The 17,864-nt window shown below is 62.4% G+C and carries 15 protein-coding genes; 4 read left to right on the top strand and 11 right to left on the bottom strand.

Going from position 1 to position 17,864, the window contains the following annotated elements; translation table 11 throughout:
• Window positions 1-203: 203 nt before the first annotated feature.
• The 3 genes from NGM15_RS18810 to NGM15_RS12085 form a co-directional block, all read right to left on the bottom strand.
• A complete protein-coding gene (locus tag NGM15_RS18810) occupies window positions 204-389 on the bottom strand; it encodes a hypothetical protein (RefSeq protein WP_311136447.1) in 186 nt (61 codons plus the stop codon).
• A 263-nt stretch (window positions 390-652) separates the two neighbouring features.
• Entirely contained in the window at window positions 653-1,051 is a 399-nt protein-coding gene (locus tag NGM15_RS18805; protein WP_311136462.1) for a succinylglutamate desuccinylase/aspartoacylase domain-containing protein, read from the bottom strand.
• Between the two features lie 314 nt (window positions 1,052-1,365).
• The gene (locus tag NGM15_RS12085) at window positions 1,366-2,421 is read right to left on the bottom strand and encodes a glycosyltransferase family 2 protein (RefSeq protein ID WP_253431244.1); all 1,056 of its coding nucleotides are present in this window, start codon (window positions 2,419-2,421) and stop codon (window positions 1,366-1,368) included.
• A gap of 140 nt (window positions 2,422-2,561) precedes the next feature.
• On the opposite strand from NGM15_RS12085, the gene NGM15_RS12080 reads away from it, so the two are divergent.
• Window positions 2,562-3,860 carry a polysaccharide deacetylase family protein gene (locus tag NGM15_RS12080; protein ID WP_253431242.1) on the top strand — a complete coding sequence of 433 codons (1,299 nt, stop codon included), beginning with the start codon at window positions 2,562-2,564 and terminating at the stop codon, window positions 3,858-3,860.
• A 236-nt stretch (window positions 3,861-4,096) separates the two neighbouring features.
• Here NGM15_RS12080 and NGM15_RS12075 read toward each other — a convergent pair whose 3' ends face one another.
• From NGM15_RS12075 to NGM15_RS12040, 8 genes are all read right to left on the bottom strand, one after another.
• Window positions 4,097-4,546 (bottom strand): response regulator, encoded by a 450-nt coding sequence (locus tag NGM15_RS12075; protein ID WP_253431239.1) that lies wholly within the window; start codon window positions 4,544-4,546, stop codon window positions 4,097-4,099.
• Between the two features lie 238 nt (window positions 4,547-4,784).
• Window positions 4,785-6,419 carry a flippase gene (locus tag NGM15_RS12070; RefSeq protein WP_253431236.1) on the bottom strand — a complete coding sequence of 545 codons (1,635 nt, stop codon included), beginning with the start codon at window positions 6,417-6,419 and terminating at the stop codon, window positions 4,785-4,787.
• A gap of 260 nt (window positions 6,420-6,679) precedes the next feature.
• Window positions 6,680-8,440, bottom strand: coding sequence for an asparagine synthase-related protein (locus NGM15_RS12065; protein WP_253431233.1), 1,761 nt, complete (start codon window positions 8,438-8,440; stop codon window positions 6,680-6,682).
• 126 nt (window positions 8,441-8,566) lie between these two features.
• Window positions 8,567-10,198, bottom strand: a complete 1,632-nt coding sequence (locus NGM15_RS12060) for a right-handed parallel beta-helix repeat-containing protein (protein ID WP_253431230.1) — start codon at window positions 10,196-10,198, stop codon at window positions 8,567-8,569.
• Between the two features lie 282 nt (window positions 10,199-10,480).
• Window positions 10,481-11,140, bottom strand: a complete 660-nt coding sequence (locus tag NGM15_RS12055) for a helix-turn-helix domain-containing protein (RefSeq protein WP_253431227.1) — start codon at window positions 11,138-11,140, stop codon at window positions 10,481-10,483.
• An 86-nt stretch (window positions 11,141-11,226) separates the two neighbouring features.
• Window positions 11,227-12,915: an alkaline phosphatase family protein gene (locus tag NGM15_RS12050; protein WP_253431224.1), complete on the bottom strand. Its 1,689-nt coding sequence runs from the start codon at window positions 12,913-12,915 to the stop codon at window positions 11,227-11,229.
• A 332-nt stretch (window positions 12,916-13,247) separates the two neighbouring features.
• Complete coding sequence (locus tag NGM15_RS12045) at window positions 13,248-14,750, bottom strand: sulfatase (protein ID WP_253431221.1); 1,503 nt, start codon at window positions 14,748-14,750, stop codon at window positions 13,248-13,250.
• A 127-nt stretch (window positions 14,751-14,877) separates the two neighbouring features.
• Window positions 14,878-15,603 carry an HVO_2922 family protein gene (locus NGM15_RS12040; protein WP_253431218.1) on the bottom strand — a complete coding sequence of 242 codons (726 nt, stop codon included), beginning with the start codon at window positions 15,601-15,603 and terminating at the stop codon, window positions 14,878-14,880.
• Window positions 15,604-15,718: 115 nt separating this feature from the next.
• Between NGM15_RS12040 and NGM15_RS12035 the strand changes: the two genes are divergently transcribed.
• The 3 genes from NGM15_RS12035 to NGM15_RS12025 all read left to right on the top strand — a co-directional run bounded on the left by NGM15_RS12035 (window position 15,719) and on the right by NGM15_RS12025 (window position 17,855).
• Window positions 15,719-16,429, top strand: a complete 711-nt coding sequence (locus NGM15_RS12035; RefSeq protein ID WP_253431215.1) for a DUF2270 domain-containing protein — start codon at window positions 15,719-15,721, stop codon at window positions 16,427-16,429.
• 166 nt (window positions 16,430-16,595) lie between these two features.
• Window positions 16,596-17,546 carry a tRNA pseudouridine(38-40) synthase TruA gene (gene truA, locus NGM15_RS12030; RefSeq protein WP_253431212.1) on the top strand — a complete coding sequence of 317 codons (951 nt, stop codon included), beginning with the start codon at window positions 16,596-16,598 and terminating at the stop codon, window positions 17,544-17,546.
• Between the two features lie 69 nt (window positions 17,547-17,615).
• Complete coding sequence (locus NGM15_RS12025; protein ID WP_253431209.1) at window positions 17,616-17,855, top strand: hypothetical protein; 240 nt, start codon at window positions 17,616-17,618, stop codon at window positions 17,853-17,855.
• Window positions 17,856-17,864 lie beyond the last annotated feature (9 nt).

Raw genomic sequence — 17,864 nt, 5'->3', positions numbered from 1 at the left:
AGCCGAATCGCCAGGAGTCACTCGTCTCGCCGTTTATCGTTTGGCGACGCACGAGCGAGTACCATTACTTCGAGAACTATCGTACGAGACAGTCTGCTCGATAGCACTCGCTCTTCTTTCGAACGAACTGTCTCGAGGCGTCAGGCCGCCTTCTCTCACGAACTAAACGGGTAGTGCAGCCAGTCGCTCTCTTCGAGTGGAAATCAGGAACTCTTCACCGAGAGCGTGATCTTCGCGGTATCGGTTCGTCCCCCGTCGTCTTCGACGCGGAGGACGATCGGGTGCTCGCCCTCGCCGCTGATCGTCACGTCGATCGTCTGTCCGGGTTTGTCGAAACTGCCCTCGTCGTAGACGCTCCCTCGTAGCGAACGATCTTCCCTCCGGCGCACGCGAACAGGAGGCGTCGAGTTCGACGGTATCGTCGACCGAGAGTGTCCGCTCGGCCGCGTCTTCGGGCGTCGTTCGGATCTCGGCGAGCGGATCGCGACCCGGTTCGCCCGCATCGGGGTCGTCAGGTTCAGGCTCCGGTTCGGGTTCCTCCGGATCGTCGACGTCCGGGTCCTCAATGCCGGTCTCGTCGTCTTCGCCACTTTCGTCGTCGACGTAGTCCCGGTCGACGAGGGCTGCTGCTTCCTCGGCGGCGGCCGCCCCGTCATCGCTCGAGTGGAAAATCGCTTGTCCGACCCCGTCGACGTCGTCGCCGGTGTAGACCCCAACCGACTCGTGAAGTCGATGAGGGCGTCGGGTTCGTACTCGAGGAGCACGTCCCAGACCGCGCGAGCGAGGTCGGTTCGTGGCTCCCACCCTCAGGAAACTGCCGGTTGAGGTCGGTGCCTTCCTCGTCAGTTCGCGTCCCGCGTTCGATGGCGGCAACGTTCACTTCGGGGATCGTCACGAGTGTTCCGGCCGTAATCTCCCAGTCAGCGATCTTGCCGGCGGCCGTGTACCCGGCTACCTCGTTCCGGTGTACACCACCAAGAACGACGACCGTCGGCCCGTCGACCTCTGCCTGCGTGACGTATCCGGTCGTCTCCCGGTCAGTGCCAGCCAGGATGGTGAATGTGTCTCAAGTGACGGCCGTTCCCTCGGCCACCGTGTTTCCATCGTTCGCAGTACCTTTGCTCGCGTAGGCGACGCCGACGCTCGCCAGCGCACAGCTACCAGCAGCGGTCAGTAGCGATCGGCGTGTGGATTGGACCTCGGTCCATGCCGGCCCGGACTCATACTCGAACTGGCTGTACTATCTCGGCGCTAACGCTACCGAGCGACGAGGACATTCGAGACACCCGTTCCCGAGCAAATATTTCAACTGATGAAACGTTCGACCGCTTCGTTCCCAACACGTGGACTGCTCGACGGCAGTCGTTACCGCGACGACGAGCGATCAAAAGCGCGGTTCGTGAGCGTTCGTCGACCGAGTGTGCTGGCGACGAAGACCAGCGCGAGCGAGGCGACGATTGGGAGCGGCCGTCGCCGGACGCCCGACCCCGTCGCCCAGAGGAGTCCAGGATAGTGCCGGGCGGAGACGGCGGCCTTCCGCAGGTGCCAGGCCCCCCGGAGCAGTCGCCCCTCCGCGAGGTACCGCTTCGCGACGACGAGTTCGTGTCTCGAGCGAATCTCGTAGCCCTCGGCCTCGTAGCTCTCGACCAGGGCCTCGTGTTTCGAGAGGTACTGCTGGTCGGCTCGACGGACGATGTCTGCCGGCGGGTGGCCCGTCTCCTCGCGGACGACAAGCTTCTCGTCTACGTACGCGAGTTTCCCCTGCTCCAGGACGCGGAGACAGAACTCGGGATCCTGGAAGCGATCCAGGTCCTCGTCGAAGCCGCCGATCTCGCGGGCGACGTCGGTTCGAACGAGCAGCGTCGAGCCGGCACCCGGCTGGACGCCGTCGGAGAGGATTTCACCGATCAGGTCGTCGTTGCCCTCCATCGTCGGCTGGTCGTCCGTCCGCGAGAGGAGACTCGCGGCGACTCCTCGGAGTCGGCCGCTGGTCCCCTCGAGGTCGAAGGCCGTGTCGCAGTAAGTCCCGATCCAGTCGTCGCCGCGGTCCTCGATCGCCGCGAGCTGTTTCTCGAGCTTGGTGGGGTCCCACTCGTCGTCCGAGTCGAGGAACGCGACGTACTCGCCACGAGCGTGCTCGATGCCGGTGTTGCGAGCGACGTTTGCCCCCTGGTTCGTCGCGTGGACGACCGGACGAACCCGCGGGTCGTCGTACTCGGCGAGGACCAGTCCGGTGTTGTCCGTCGAGCCGTCGTCGACGACGACGACCTCGAGATCGTGATCGTGATCGTGGTCGTGGTCGTAGTCGTAGTCGTAGTCGTGACCGTGGTCGTCGATCGTCTGCTCGAGCGCGCTGTCGATCGCGCGCACGAGCGAGCCGGCCCGATTGTACGTCGGGATGATAACGCTAACGCGTGGCATCTACCCCGGATAGCGACGCCGCGTCCATTATTATCAGGTGAATAAGCGCCGTATATGGCGTATTTCCATCGAATAAGGCGTTTCGCTCGAGCCACCTATTACCTCTATAAGAAAGGTGCAACGTGTTGACCACTCTGGTGATGACGAACCGAAATCGACGATCGTTCATTCGTACTGCTGGGACAGTTGGTGCACTCGGACTGGCGGGCTGTCTCTCGAGCGACGGGGACTCGTCTCCGTCAGACTCGAGTGGTAACGAGACGAACTCGTCGGACGACTCAGACACCGGCAACGGTAACGAGACCGAGACCCCCCAGGACTCGGCCGGCGAACTCGATCACCTTCCGGGTGAAACGCTCGAGGACTTCGAATCCCTCGACAACTGGGCCACGTTGCTCGACGGCGGGTCCATCGAGGCGACGACCGACGACCCCTACGCGGGATCTCAGTCTGCGCGGCTACACGCGAGCGAAGATAACCAGTTCGCCGGCTCCTCGTTCATGCTCCCCGAGAGCAAGGACCTGTCCGACGCGGCTTTCTCGATGGCCGTCAGGTACTCGGGCCGAGAACAACTGATGATCACGCTTGAAGTCCTCGCACCGAACGCCCGGAACAAGGTGACGCTGCGTCGGGTGCTCACCGGACCGGTCGACCGCTGGGTTCGCGTCGACTTCGGGACGACGAACGTCGATACCTCACCCGACCTCACGGACGTCCGAGAATTCCGGGTCATCGCTCACCGACGCGGCTCGAACGAGGGACCGATCGACTTTGCGATCGACGACCTTCGCGTAACCGAGCGCCCGGACCAGGGATCGGTGCTGTTCCTCTTCGACGGCACACTCGAATCACACCACGCAACCGCGTTCGAGCACATGGAGTCGTTCGGCTTCGCTGGTGTCGAGGCTGTAATCCCCGAAGCAGTCGACGAGACCGGACGCCTCACGCACGATCAGATGCAAGACCTCGCGGAAGCCGGCTGGGACATGGCTGGTCGCCCACGAACCGGCTCCAGAAACATCAACGAGTTCACGCGCGAGCAACAGGAGGGCGCGATGAAACGGACGAAGAAGTTCCTCGAGCACCGTGGGTTCGAAGACGGAGCCAACTACTTCGTCACGCCGCGTAACATCATGGGGCCGAACACCTACGACCTGGTCCAGGAACACCACGAAGTGGCGTTCCGCTACGGGGGCGGCCCCAACGGCCTGCCGCTCACCGACCCGCACAACGTCGGTACGTTCTCGGGGGCGGCTGGCTCGGAAACGGCCCAGTACGTCGACTACGCCGCCCAGTACGGTCAACTCGCCGTGATCCGATTCGAGGAAATCGGCGGTTCCGATGGAATGTCCGAGGACGCGTTCGTCGACCTGCTCGAGTACGTCGACTCGGCAGACGTCCAGGTCGTGACGGCTTCAGAGTTGGCCGGTGACGCATAATAAGACGTGCGTATCGCCGTCCAGGATCGGAATGAACCGTCGAGTTCGACAGTAAGCGTGACCTCGGCCTCGGCCTCGACCTCGAGTTCGATCTCGGCCTCCTGGTGACCGCAATCGACGCAGTGCTCGTATTGTTCGCGATGTTTTTCAACGTGTTCGTATTCGTATTGTTCGCGATGTTTTTCGACGTGCTCGAGAGCGAACTTCTCGAGCACCAGGTCGAGTGACTGCCGGATTTACCCTCGGCTGTCGGGGAGTCTAGCGGTCGACAGCCAGAACTCCCTGACCGACTCGATAATCTCGAGGAACTCGTCGGGGTCGATCGGCTTCGTGAGGAACGCATTCGCACACTTGTCGTACGTTCGTAGCACGTCCTCACGCGCCTGCGAGCTGGTGAGCACGACGACCGGAATCCGCCGGAGCGTCGGTTCGTTCTTCATCTCCTCGAGGATTTCGTCGCCGTTCTTCCGCGGGAGGTTGAGGTCGAGCAAGACGAGGCCCGGAGTGGGACTGTCGCCGTAGTCCCCGCGCTGGAAGAGGAAGTCGAGCGCCGCGATACCGTCGTGGACGACGGAGAGCGTCACGCCCTCGCTGTGTGTCTCAAAAGCTTCCTCTATCAGGCGGATGTCGCCAGGATTGTCTTCGATCAGCAGCACGTCGGTGTGTTCGTTCCTAGTAGCGTTCATTGCAATCTCTTCGCGGTGATACGTCTGCGGGTATCCGGGACGTCCCACCGACCCGGCTCGCCAGTCGCCGCCCCTGTCGCTTCTCGGCGTTGGTTCCGCCGATCACGAGCACCACAGCCGCCTCGGCCGAATGTCCATTGTGGAATCTAGGAACGTCCATCTTGTAAACCCTTCTTCCAAAAATTTTCGTGTCAGGTTCCCACGGCTGCGGTCATGGGTCTGTGAGTGACCCCGCCGATCAGGGATGGGTCATCCCGATCCCCGGGCCGACCAGGCCGAGAACGAGCCCGGAAACCAGCAGCGACAGTCCGATAGCGACGAGCAGGCTCTGTCCCATCGCGATCGGCGAAGCACCCGGCGTCGTCTGAAGGCGCCGACAGAACTTGCCCGCGACGGAACCGATCGGATCTGGTGCCATCGCGAGAATTTCGAACGGTTCGGAGGGATCGAGTGCGCCGAGTAAGATCGCAAACCCGACGAAGATGGCGAGTCCGACCGGCGGGACCACGAGGAGTGCGAGCCACGGGTTCTGGATGGCGGTCGCGAGTGCGAAGATCGGTAGCCCCGCGAGCCCGGATGTCGCCATGGCCTGGCTAAGCCGCGCGTCCGAGAGCGGGTTGAATCCGATCGTTCGAGCGCTCATGATGTGGAAGGCGAACATCGATCCGTACCCGACGCTCGTCGCGACCGCCGCGCCGTGCATACCGAATCTGGGAATCAACAGGGAGTTGAGGATGACGTTGATTACGGCGGCGACGCCGGTCGCGGCAACGGGATACCGGAGCTGTCCATTCCCCTGTGAAATCGCCAGCACGGGACGGGCGAGTGCGAACCCGAGCGCGCCGGGTAACAGGAGGATGAGCGGCTCGACCGCGGGGCGGGCGTCGTTTCCGAAGTAGATCGGAACCGCCACGTCCGCGAGCGCGGCGAGGCCGATGGCCATGACGGCTGTCAGGAGGAACGTATAGCGGGTCGTTCGGGACGCGAGCGACGAAATCTTCTCGAACCGGTTTTGCGACCAGAGTTCCGAGGTCGAGTGGACGTAGACCGTTTGCAGGGCGAGCGGGACGAACCACAGGAACTCGGCGAGGGTGAGTGCTGCCTTGTAGTTCCCGACCTGCGAACTCTCCCCGAATCGCTGTAACATGATGATGTCGACGTGGTAGAGCGACATCAGGAGGAAGACGAGAACGATGCTCATCGAGTTGAATGTTAGCATCTCCCGGCGGGGGAAATTCGCCGGCGGCGACGAGAATACGCTTGCCAGGGATACCCGTCGGTTGACCAGGAACAGCCCAATCAGGGCCACGAGAATACTCGCGACGATGTGTCCAACGAGCACGCCCATCACGCCGAATTCGAAGTAGACGAGCGGGATCGCGACAACGACGAAGGCCACCTTGTTGAGAACCTTCAGTGGCTCGGAGTAGCGCTCGAGGCCGAACCCCATGAGGGTCTTTCGAGCGTAATCCCGGAACTGGGCGAGAATAACGAGCAACGCCAGGACGTAGAAGTACGCCGAGTACGTGTCTCCGAACGTGGTCGAGATGACCTCGAAGTACGCGGCCACGGCGAGTAACGCCGCTCCGGCGACCGCGAAGCCAGTCGCCAGCCGGAAGTAGAAACCGACGACGTGGCCGCTCCAGTCGTTGGTGTTTCGATCTTCGGCGAGGTACTTTCGAACTCCGTCGGTGATACCGGAGCTGACGAAAATCATGTAAATCGCGAACACCGACATCAGAAACGCGTAGTCACCGAACGCTGAGACACCGAGCAAACGGTACAGTAACGGCGTCGTAATCGCCGTAATAATGAGAACGAGGACTTTGGTGCTGACGACCGAGAGAACGCCACTCGCGATGCTTCGGTTCATCTGTTCACCTGGATTCTGCCGAAATGACCGTCGACGACGTCGTCCGCCCCATCCCATTCCCACGTCCCATTTCGACGCCCGTCCAGCACATTCACAGTACTAAAACGGTGACTCGCGCCGGGCCTTATTATACGGCTCTTAAACGAGCACAACCGTGGATCGGGCTCTGGCACGCCGATTTCGCGGCGCCAATTCGCCCGACCGGACGGACTACACGTCGACCTGGTAGGAATCCCCATTGGGGTCTCCACGTATCGTCGCTATGCCGCTTCGATTTCGTCGTTCGTGAGCGCTGCAATTGCGGTATACAGGACGTACCGGTGCTGGCTGGTGTGTGCACCGCCGCTCCAGGCGACCCGGTTGATCGCCTCCTCGGAGAAGTACTGATCCAGCTCCGACGACGTCCGCACTGCCTCGGCCAGGGCGTGGACGGGACGCTCGTCTGTTCCGTTACCGTTTTGCTTCAACAGACTGGTAACGCGCGATTTCAGCTTTGGATGGTTGGTGAGCCAGTTGTACCCATACTGCTTGATCCGGAACTCGAGCGAGTCGATTGGCGCCCCGAAGTCGACGTAATCGATCCCGACGACCGTCGGTGACAGTCCGGAGAGAAACTCGCGGTAGAGATCGTTCCCCCGCTTCTGTTCGGGCGGGCACGCCATCGCCTCCTCGAAGAACGGCAGCGCGTAGAACGGAGTCGTCGACCACAGGTAGTGTCGGGTTCGGTCCTCGCCATGGTTGAGCCAGTTGACCCCCCGCTCGCGCACGAGAAAGTGAACGTGCTTGGCCTCGAGCGTCGTCTCCGGGTAGGACGCGACCCGTTCGTGAACGGAGCCGACGAGGTCCTCGACGGTCACGTCGACGATGTCGGCGACCTCCTCGGGCGTGAAGAGTTGCTGGCCGTCGAGGAGTGCCTCGACGAGGTCGTCCGTCGTGGTGACTTCTCGCGAGGGGGTCAGGTCCGGAATCGCCTTGTCACCGCCGTCGCCGGTAACGAACACGGCGTTTTCGTGTCGTTCGGCTACCTGCTCGGCGAAGTCGAGCCCGATCGACATCCCCAGGTTGTTCATCCCCTGTGTCGCCTCGAGGAGAAACGACTGGTGGTGTTCCGTCCGATCGGCGATGTACGACGACCATGGGACGTTGAGCGCGTCCGCGACCTGCCTGGCGACGTTGACTTCGGCGGTGTTGCCGCCGTCGGCCCTGGCGGACGTCGCCGCGTACAACTGACAGTCGACGCGGTTGTAGCCGGCGATCACCGCCCGCGAATCGAGTCCACCGCTCAGCGAGACGATGGTTTCGTCGCCGACGCTGGCACGGTTTTCGCAGGCTTCGACGAACCGATCCCGGAGCCGAAGCGCGTTCGCCCGGACGCTCCGATCGGCGTTGGCGTGGCTGTCGAACCGAAACTCGTGTAGCGACGTGATCTCTCCGGTCTCGACCTCGAGAAGTGACCCCGGGGGCAGGTGTTCGACGCCCTCGTACAGCGACCGGGTCCCGAGGGGATACCCGAAGAGCAACTGTTGTCCGAGCGCCAGTCGGTTCGGCTCGAGGCCGTCGTCGAGCGTACGAGCGAGCTTCCGGACCGCTTTGAGTTCGCGCGTGACAACCGTCGTGTCGCCGATGGTCGCCCGATAGGTCGGCAGTCGGCCGAATGCGTCGTTGAGCGCCCACAGCGATCCCGTCTCCCGGTCGGCGACGGTCAACAGGAATTCGGCGTCTCTCTCGGCGAGCCACGACGACAGCTGCTCAGTCTGCCCCTCGCGAACGTACGACGCCGCTTCCGTTACGGCGGCTTCGACGTCGTCGGTCCCGTAGAGGTGCCCCTCGAGTACGATGGTGCAGTCGTCGGTTTCGAAGACGTCGACGGGATACTGTTCGTAACCGGTGGCCGCGACGACGAGTTCGTCCGCCAGCAGAAAATCCTCGCGCGCGTAATCATCAGTAAAGCAAATTGTCTCGAGTACCTCGTCGAGAACGTCGGGTGCCGGTGGCGATTCGACGGCCGTGATTCCAGGCATACACGAACTGTCGCGACCGACGTGGTTTATTATCGGGGGGTTAAATCGCTCGTCGACTCTGACTTGAGCGTCGGTGACGTCGGAGTCATTCGAATAGATGGAGAAACGGCGGGTTTGATTCCAGTATCAGTAGGTGTTGTTATACAGTACGAGGCCGCTAGAACCGAAGTCACGGATGCCGTTTTTCATTCGGCTACTCTTGATTGCGACGTCGTAGCTCTCGTCGTAGAGGCAGGCGGCTTGACGGCCGCTGTACGACTCGGCGTCGACGTCGAGGTACATCGTGTCGTTACCGACTTCGACGATGGGGTACTGGCTGGCCTCGAGCGTCGATTTGTAAATCGTCAGCCCCTGACCGAAGTTGGCGACCGCGTTTCGAGCGGCGCCGTTTTTGCCAGGCTGATAGATCTCACACGCATTCAGTCGGCAGTTGTCCCGATCGATGCGAACGGCGTCGCGGAAGCCGCTTTTGTCGCCGGCCCGACCGTCGATCGTGAGGTATTCACAGAGAAGGCGGTCGTCGTTGCCGGTGCCTCGTGCCCAGAGGGGGTAGCCACCGTCGGAGGTATGCGTGATGTCGGTGTCGACGATGACTACTTCGCCACAGCCCGCCGAGGTAACGATCCCGTGCTGCACAGCGTTGCCGGACAGATTGATCTTCACGTTCTCGATCCAGGCGTCGCTGCAGGAGTTCATCACGCTGATGGCGTAGCAGTTCTCCTTGTCGACGGAGATGTCGATCGCGGCACCTTTGACCGTGGCGCCGCCGCTCTCGAGGCGGATCCCCCGCTGGGACGTGCTCCGGCCGGAATCCGTGTCGACGATCACCTGAGGCCATCGAACAATACTGTCCGTGCCACCGACGCGGAGGCTGGCGGAGGAACTGTTCTTGTAGACGCCGCCGTGAACGATGATCTTCCCCGACCCGTTGATCGCGTACAGGCCCGACCCGGGGAAGTCGTACAGGTGACACCGCCTGAACATGAGTTCTCCCTCGGTTCGGTTCGCAACGATACCGATCGGTCCGCGAGAGGATCTGTGCTCCGCGTGCGGGGTGTTGTCCGTCCACTCGCCGCCGTCTTTTGCGTGGAAGTCGACGACGCGACCGGTGCCGTTCGGGTCGACGACGTTGAACCGGGCGGGACCCCAGGTACCGCTGTCGTGTTTCCCGTAAATCTTGATGTCCTCGACGTCGAGTCGGGTCGTGACGTTGGCCTCGATCGCTCGAATACCGGTGTCGGGAGCCGTCTGATCGACTCGAAGTCCCTCGACCCGCACCTTGCGACCGGGATTTTTGACCGTTCCCAGCCGGAACAGTCGATACTGTGGTCCGTCGAAGTTGTAGTAGTTTGCCGGAACAATTGTCGCGTTGTTGCCGACGATACCGAAGTTATCGAACCCCGTGAATCGGAACTGCTCGTCCATGTAGTACCGTCCCTCGGGGAAGACGAGGAGCGTATCGTCAGCCCGGACTTTCTTGAGAACGGGGGTGATCGACTTCGAACCCGTGTTATCTGCGCCCGCATCGACGATGTTGACGACGTTGTCGTACTCGTCGGCGTACCCGTGGTAGGCGCTCGCGCTCGAACTGAACGCGGCGAGCGAGACGCCGGCAGCGGCAACGCCACCGATAAACCCTCGCCGTGACCGACCACCGGCGGTTGAAGAACGACGCTCGTCCTCTGCCTGTACTTCCGCTTCGGAAGAGTCGAAAGAACCCTGAGTGGGTGAATACTGCGTACCGCTTCGTTTCGCCATTGATATTCACTTTGGTAAGAGTAACGTTCCGGGCCAATATCTATGGATTCGAATAGACAGCTTTTAAGTCAGCCTGGATTATCGGTCTGCTAAGCGTGGAAATTCTAAATTACGACTGTTCCATATAGCACAACATTTGCTAAAACCCCTCTTCAAGCGCCCAAACTACTGAAAACACGAACCGATGTCGCTGTGAGTCATTCGGACCGAGTGCTCGAGGTAATCTTCTCAGCAACAGTCTCACTGCGAGCATCCCATTCAATCCCGCCCACTTTCACGCCGTTATCGGTCGGGCGTTCGGCTGTTCTCGAGGGTCGATTCGATGAGTTCGCCAACGGCACGGCGGATCCGTTGTGATACCGCCGACGTCGAGATCCCGAGCTGGTTCGCCAGGTCGTCCTGCGACGCGCGGCGCGGAATCTCGAAGTAACCCGAATAGTAGGCCTTCGAGAGAATTTCGTGCTGGCGTTCCGTGAGAAAGTATGTGTCGCCATCGTCGTCTGCCGTCGACTCGGACAGCCGATTGACCCGAAAGGAGATCGATCGCGACCGGCAGTACTCGCGGAACGCAGACAGCGTCTCCCGGTCCGGTATGTGGACGCGAACGTCCCACCCGTTGTCGTTGCTGATTGTCTCGAAGACGAAAATACCTCTCACCGAACACCGGTAGGGGACGATCTCGAGCCCGGTTTCGACGGTCATCTGATAGATGGATCGTCCACTGAACGTCGCGACGCGTGTCGGGCTCGAAATTGTGCGATCGTTCGCCATCGTCTGCTCGATGTGGTCGAATTCGTCGCTGAATATCGAGACGAAACAGCGTTCGCGGCTGTCGGTGACGACACCATACTCGAATCGCATCGTTACGTTCGAATGTGCCCGGATCGTCGGCGCGAGTACGAGATCAGGATGTGACAGTGAGACGTGTGCAACGAAGCCCATGGTGCCAGTATAGCTGAACTAGTGGCGGGCAGGGCAATACTTATGAGTAAGATAAGATCGACTGACTGTTTCACACAGTGGGACGATCAATTCATGTAGCCCAGGTCGGCGAGTCGAGCGGTTACCGTCTCGTCTGCGGCGTCTCGAGTCGCTGTCGTCGACTCGCCGGCGGCCGGATATGCTTCGGTCCCGAAGGAGTCGACGATTGGAAGTACACCCCCGTCCATTCGATCGCTGTGGGGCACGCCCAGTGCGGCTAACACAGTCGGTGCCACGTCGTAAATGGTGGGGTGGCCGATCGCCGCCTTCTCGTCGATTCCTCTCCCGCTCGCGGCGAAGACCCCGTCGAGCTTGTGGTTCCACGGTTCGACGGGACCGAACTGCTCGCCACACAGCTCTTCCGAGAGCGCGTGATCGAAGTCGGCGGGAATCGTCACGATGTCGACGGCGTGTTCCTCGTACGGGCCGTGGAAGTACTCCTCACGGGGGGCGACCGTCTCGAAGACCGGCTCCCCGTCGGGCGTCTCGACGGCCCGAAGATCAGCCATCAAGGATTCGCGGAGGGCGTCGTACTTTGACGGTGGGACGATACCGTTTGGCTCTCGTCCTTCGAGGTTGATGCGAACGCCGAGTTCAGTCCGGGCCCTAACGTACGCCTGCGAGGCAGCGAAATCGACCTGCCGATTGGCCGTCCGGGAGACGTTTTGAGGGACGTACTTGATGACGTGGTCAGCGAGACCGACCCGCTCGAGGGCAATTCGAGCCCGTCTGGCGGTAATACCGAACTTCGCGGCGACGGCGGCCGCTCGTTCGGTCACCGTCGGCTCCCAGCTGTCACAATCTTTCCCCTCTCGAAGCTGGTGGCGCATGGGTTGCCACGAGGGCATCCCCTTCCCGCTGGTCGTCGCCTCGAGGTATCCTGCCTCCTCGAGGAACTCGTTGACCCGGAACTCGTAACCCTCGTACGGCCCCATGCCGTGATCGCTCACGACGAAGACGGTGTCTGGATCACACTCCTCCAGGATCTTTCCGATCTGGTCGTCCGTCGCCTCGTACACCGTCTCGACCTTGTCGGGGTCGCCCGCGAACTCGTGAAAGACGGTGTCGGTCTTCTGGAACTGCACGAACCCGAAGTCCGGCTCGTGCTTACCGACGAGATAGCGGAACGCTTCCCCGCGCATACGAATGAGGCGCTGATACTCGGCCATCTTCTCGTGGTCGGAGATCGATTCGTCGCCCCGAGTGTAGCCTGGATAGACGCGGTACTCGCCGATGGCCTCTCGAACCTCCTCGAGCGTCCCCTCGGGGTGACACTGCGGATCCTCCGGGCCGATGAACCCGGGGATGATCGCGCCATCGAATTCGTCTGGCGGGTGTGTCACTGGTACGTTCACGACGACGCTCGAACGATCGTGGTGGTCCAGGAGCGACCAGAGGGAGCGTTCGTGGACGTCGTCGTTGCTGGAGACGTGCCAGTCGTAGCCGTCGTAGCCGACGAAGCCGACGACGCCGTGTTTGCCAGGATTGACCCCGGTAAAAACCGACGGCCACGCGCTCGGCGTCCACGGCGGAATCTGTGATTCGAGTGGGGCCGAGACGTTCCCGGGCTCGGTACAGAGTCGCTCGAGGTTCGGAATGTGCCCCTCCTCGTAAAGCCGTTCGAAGACCGGTAGACAGCCAGCGTCGATACCGATTAGTAGTACGTCGAGGCCCGAGTCGTCGGTCACTCGGTCCGTTGTCGATGCCCCATTCAATCGATTGTGTCGTCCTGTCATCCTCTCACCGCCTCCCCATTGGTTGTTGTTTCCGGCCGTCCACATCCACTGAATCTGGACAGGGGTTGATTCGGAGTTGCTTCATACGGATGCCAACACGCGGGGCGCCCTTCATTATCGATGCGTTAAACCCTGAAATTCACGCTTCAACCCGATATACCAGCCAGTTCGACCGGATCAGATACCCACCCTGGCTGACCGTTTCCCTCGTTGACGTGTCCTCGAACGCCGAACGGCGTTCGATCGCTCGCTCGATTCGCTGATCCGCGCCGAGCCCGCTTTACAGCGCCGAGTAACCCTCTATTTCTTCGTTTCGAAAGTGAAACGCCCGTCTAAAGATACCCGAGGTCGGCGAGCCGATCCTTCGTCGAGTCGGTCATCTCCGGGGTGGCTCCCTCTGCGGGACGTTCGACGGTATCGACGCCCTCGAAATGTGCCTCGAGTCGCTCACGAAGCGTCTCGGCGCAGTCGCGTTGCCGGCCGGACAGGTCGTCCGCCTCGGTCGGGTCGCTCGAGATGGCGTGGAGACGCTCGAATCCGTCGTCGCCGCGGACGTACTTGTACTGATCCGTGCGGATCGCTCGTAGCCGACGGTCGTAGGTGTAGACCTGCTCCGGGAGCGATCCGAATCGGGCCTCGAGGCGTTCGATCGACGGCTGAGGGGCGACGTACTCGGCGAACACCGCGTCCCTCGTCTCGGTGACCGCGTCGGGATGGAACGAACGCCCCCGACTCTGGGCCTCGAAGTCCGGATCCGACACGCCAGTCGCCTCGAGCATCGTTTCGGGCAGGTCGAGCAACTGGACGAAGTCCGTCCGTCGCCCGCCGTCGGTAAACGCCCCGCCGTGAACGACCAGCGGGACGTGGATCAGGGTGTCGTAGAGGTTGTACTGGTGGCCGAAGAAGCCGTGGTCGCCGACGTTCTCGCCGTGGTCGCCACAGACGACCAGCAGCGTCTCCTCCCAGACGCCCGCCGACTGGAGCGCGTCCTGGAGGCGTTCGAGCTGACTGTCGACGTAGGCGAGTTCGGCGCGGTAGAGGCCGTGGAGAGCGGCGAACGCCGACTCGGAGATGTCGTAGTCCTCGCAATCGTAGGCCCGGGGGTCCTGGCGGATGTTCGTCGCAGCCTCGTAGTCCCAGCCGTCGGGCAGGAATCGCTCGGCGAACGCTCGGGGGGGATCGTATGCGATGTGGGGCTCGATGTAGTTACAGAACAGGAAGAACGGGCGTTCGTCCTCTCGCGAGTGGAGCCAGTCGGCGACCCACGCCGTCGACCGGTCGGCGCCGTCGTCGCCGTTCGGCTGGAGGACTTCACTGTAGAGGACGTTGGCGGCGTTGATCAGCGGGTTTCCCTCGAAGAGGCGGTCTCGCGTCGCCTCGAGTTTCTCGCGGAGGTCCTCGCCGCGAACGACCGTCCCCATGTCGACATCGGACTGGATGTACTGCCAGCCGCGACGGAGGTCGTCGAATCCCCGGTCGAAGCCGAACTCGTCGGTGATCCAGGTGTTGTTCGAGACGCCGACGGTCTCGTAGCCGGCGTCTCGAAAGGCCTCCGGGAGGGTCCGGAGATTCGAGTCGAGGTAGGTGTAGCCGCCGTGGGCGCCGTGTTCGCTGGTGTAGGTGCCGGTAAACAGAGACGCGTGCGATGGGAGCGTCCAGGGGGCCGTCGCGAACGCGCGTTCGAACGTCGTCCCCGCTTCGGCGAGCTGGGTGAGCGTCGGCATCGTCTCCCGCGAGACGCTCGTTTTTCGCGCCGTGTCGAGCACGACGAGAACGACGTTCCGCGCGTTTCGATGGGTTTGTACATCACGCTCGTTAGAGTCGCCCGTTACCATAGGATTCATGCGCCGCAGACGGGGAAGGTCATCGGGCCAGCGTATGCAGGTTCTCGAGCGCCCGGGTTGCGATTCTCGGTCCATCTCTCGACGTCGCGGTTACTCGAGGTATCCCTCGACGCCATCGCTACTCGGGGCGTCCCTCGAGGACACTCGCGCCCGGCGCGTTCCGTACGACGCTTCGAATGCCGTTGCGGGCGTTCTGCTTCGTCGTGTATCCCTCGCCGCTGTCCGCGATGATGTTCCCGTTATGGTGACGGAGGTGCCAGCGCCACTCACCTGCCCGATCCTCGAACAGCCGGAACTCGGCGAGCGATTCGGGTGGTGAGGTGACGGTAACCGCTTCGTGGGGGCGCTCGGCGTCGACCCGTTCCGTCTCGCCCGTCGGTTCTACCTCCTCGCCAGACTCGGCCGTCGATACGACCTCGACAGCGTCCGCGTCGGTCACCGGCCACCCGAGTTCGATCTCGAGTTCGATCCTGAGTTGTTCTTTGCCGTCTTCGTTCTCGTTCTCGGTTTCGTTCTCGGTTTCGGTCTCGGTCTCGGTCTCGGTCTCGGTTTCGGTCTCGGTCTCGGTCTCGGTCTCGTTCTCAGTTTCGTTCTCGTTCTCGGTCTCGTCCTCGCCCTCGCCCTCGCCCTCAGCCTCACTTCCGCTCTCGCTTCCATCTACTCCCTCGAGTTCCAGTTCCACTTCGAAATCGACCGCGTTGGGAAACGAAACGGTCACTCGACGGTCGTTTCCGTCGAGTCGTAGTTGGTCACCGCGCTCGAGCTGGTCGGCGATCGCTCGCAGCGTTCCCGCGGCAGCGGTCGGCGATCTCTCGTCGGTCACGGTCAGGAGGTCCTCGTCCATACGCATCGTCCACCAACCCTGCGTAAATAGGTGCCACCGGGTGAGCGTTCGTCGAACGTGATAGTCAGATCGACGGCCAGTAGCCCGTTACCCGTCTGGGGACCGAACGACGTCCATGAGAGGCAGTGATCGCGCCGATCGTGGGAACTCCCCGCTCGACCGCGAGGACCAGGATATCGCCGCCGATGTCGCCGACGAGGGCGACTCACTCCTCGCGCTCTTACCGCACTACTACCGGGGCGAGGTCAGCCAGGCCAACAACGCACAAGACCGGATCGATCAGACAACCAACTGGGCGATCACGGTCATCGCGGCGCTGCTGTCGCTGGTGTTCTCGAGCCGCGAGATGCCCGCCTACCTGCTGTTGATCGGTCTCGTCGTCCTCTGTATCTTCCTCTCTTACGAAGTCCGACGCTACCGCTTCTACGACATGTACCGGGCTCGAGTCCGGTTCGTCCAGGAGAACGTCTTCGCGAACGCCTTACAGCCGGTCGGCGTCGAGCATCCGCGCTGGCGCGAGGAACTGGGCACCGACCTGCGCGAACCGACGTTCAAAGTCTCGCTCCTCGAGGCACTCTCTCGTCGCATACGACGCATCTACGGGCTACTGTTCGTCATCGTCGGACTCGCCTGGATCGCGAAAGTGTCCCTCTTCACGCCGGAGACACAGTGGACCGAGGCGGCCGAACTGTCCGGCATCCACGGCTTCGTCGTCGCCGGGATTCTCGGGACGTTTTACCTCGCAGTCGCGGTGCTCGCGGTGTGGCCGGGCAGGCGGAAGGCGAAGGGCGAAATTCACGGCGAGAACACAGGCGACTGGAAGTAGCCGCGAAACCCGGTGCTCGAGCGTCCGATTCGGTGCTGGGCGCTAGAACCGGATCCGGAACTGGAACTGAAACTGGAACTAAAACTGAAACTGAAACTGAAACTGAAACTGAAACTGGAACCGACGGGCCTAACCCCCACAGGGCCGTCTCGACGCTCGAGAATCGATGCGCGCCTACCGGATCGCCTACGACGGGACCGGCTACTACGGCTTCCAGCGCCAGCCCGACGTCCCAACCGTCGAGGACGCCATCTTCGACGCGCTCCGGAATCTCGAGGTAATCGGCGACGACCCCAAACCCGCCGGGTACGCGGCGGCCGGGCGGACGGACGCTGGCGTTTCGGCACTCGCCCAGACGATCGCGTTCGAGGCGCCCGATTGGCTCACCCCGCGAGCGTTGAACTCGGCGCTTCCGGCCGACGTGCGTGCCTGGGCCAGCGCGGACGCGCCGGCGGATTTCCACGCCACTCATCACGCCACGCGCCGGGTGTACACCTACCATCTGTACGCACCTCGTGCGGGTTTCGGTACAGGCTCCGGTTCCGATGCAACGACTGAAACCGTCGACGACGACCGCTTTCACGCCGCCCTCGAGGCCCTCTCCGGAACCCACGACTTCCACAACCTCACGCCAGACGAGGAGGGGACCCGCCGGTCGCCGACGCTTGAGGCCCGGCGAGACGGGTCGTTCCTCGAGATCATCGTCAGCGCGTCCGGATTCGCACGCGAACTCGTCCGCAGACTCGTCTCGCTCGCTCGCGCGGTCGGGGCCGGCGAGGAATCCCTCGAGAAAATCGACCGTGTGCTCGCCTCCGAACCGCTTCCCGGCCACGAGGGTATCGCCCCCGCGGCGCCGGAGTCGCTGGTCCTTACGGGCGTCGACTACCCGACTACGTCCCTCGAGTTCGCTATCGACGCGGAGGCCGCTCAGCGGACCCGAGAGATTCTCGAGGCCCGACGGATCGACCAGCTGGTGGGGGCTCGCGTGGCGAGACAGCTTCGGGACGGACTCGATACGGATTCGTCGGGTTCGTCGGGTTCGTCGGGTTTACCAGGAGAGTCGAGTGCGTCGGGAGAGTCACGAGACTCGAGCGAGCCCGGACCCACGACACAGTGACGCGCGTCGACGACCACCGGAAGTTATCACCCGCGAGCGCCACTTCGAGCCAAAGGGACAGACACAAACATGGAGGTCTCACCCGAAGAGTACGGCGCGTACTGGCAAGCCGCCATCCGAATCGCCATCGGCGTGATCGTGCTCGTCTTCGGCTACCGCTTCACCGCCCCTTTCCTCGAGTACACGGCGCTGGGGGCCCGAGCACTCGGCTTCGTCCTCTTTTCGGGACTCGCACTCGTCGGCTCGGTCGCGATCACGATGGGCCTGGCTCGAGTCGTCAGAACCGCGGTACGGGCCGAGCAGCGGTGAGAAACGATA

The organism is Natronosalvus halobius, from assembly GCF_024138145.1.
GTDB lineage: Archaea > Halobacteriota > Halobacteria > Halobacteriales > Natrialbaceae > Natronosalvus > Natronosalvus halobius.
The sequence above is the reverse complement of the archived record's forward strand: the minus strand, read 5'-3'. Positions and strand labels throughout refer to the sequence as shown.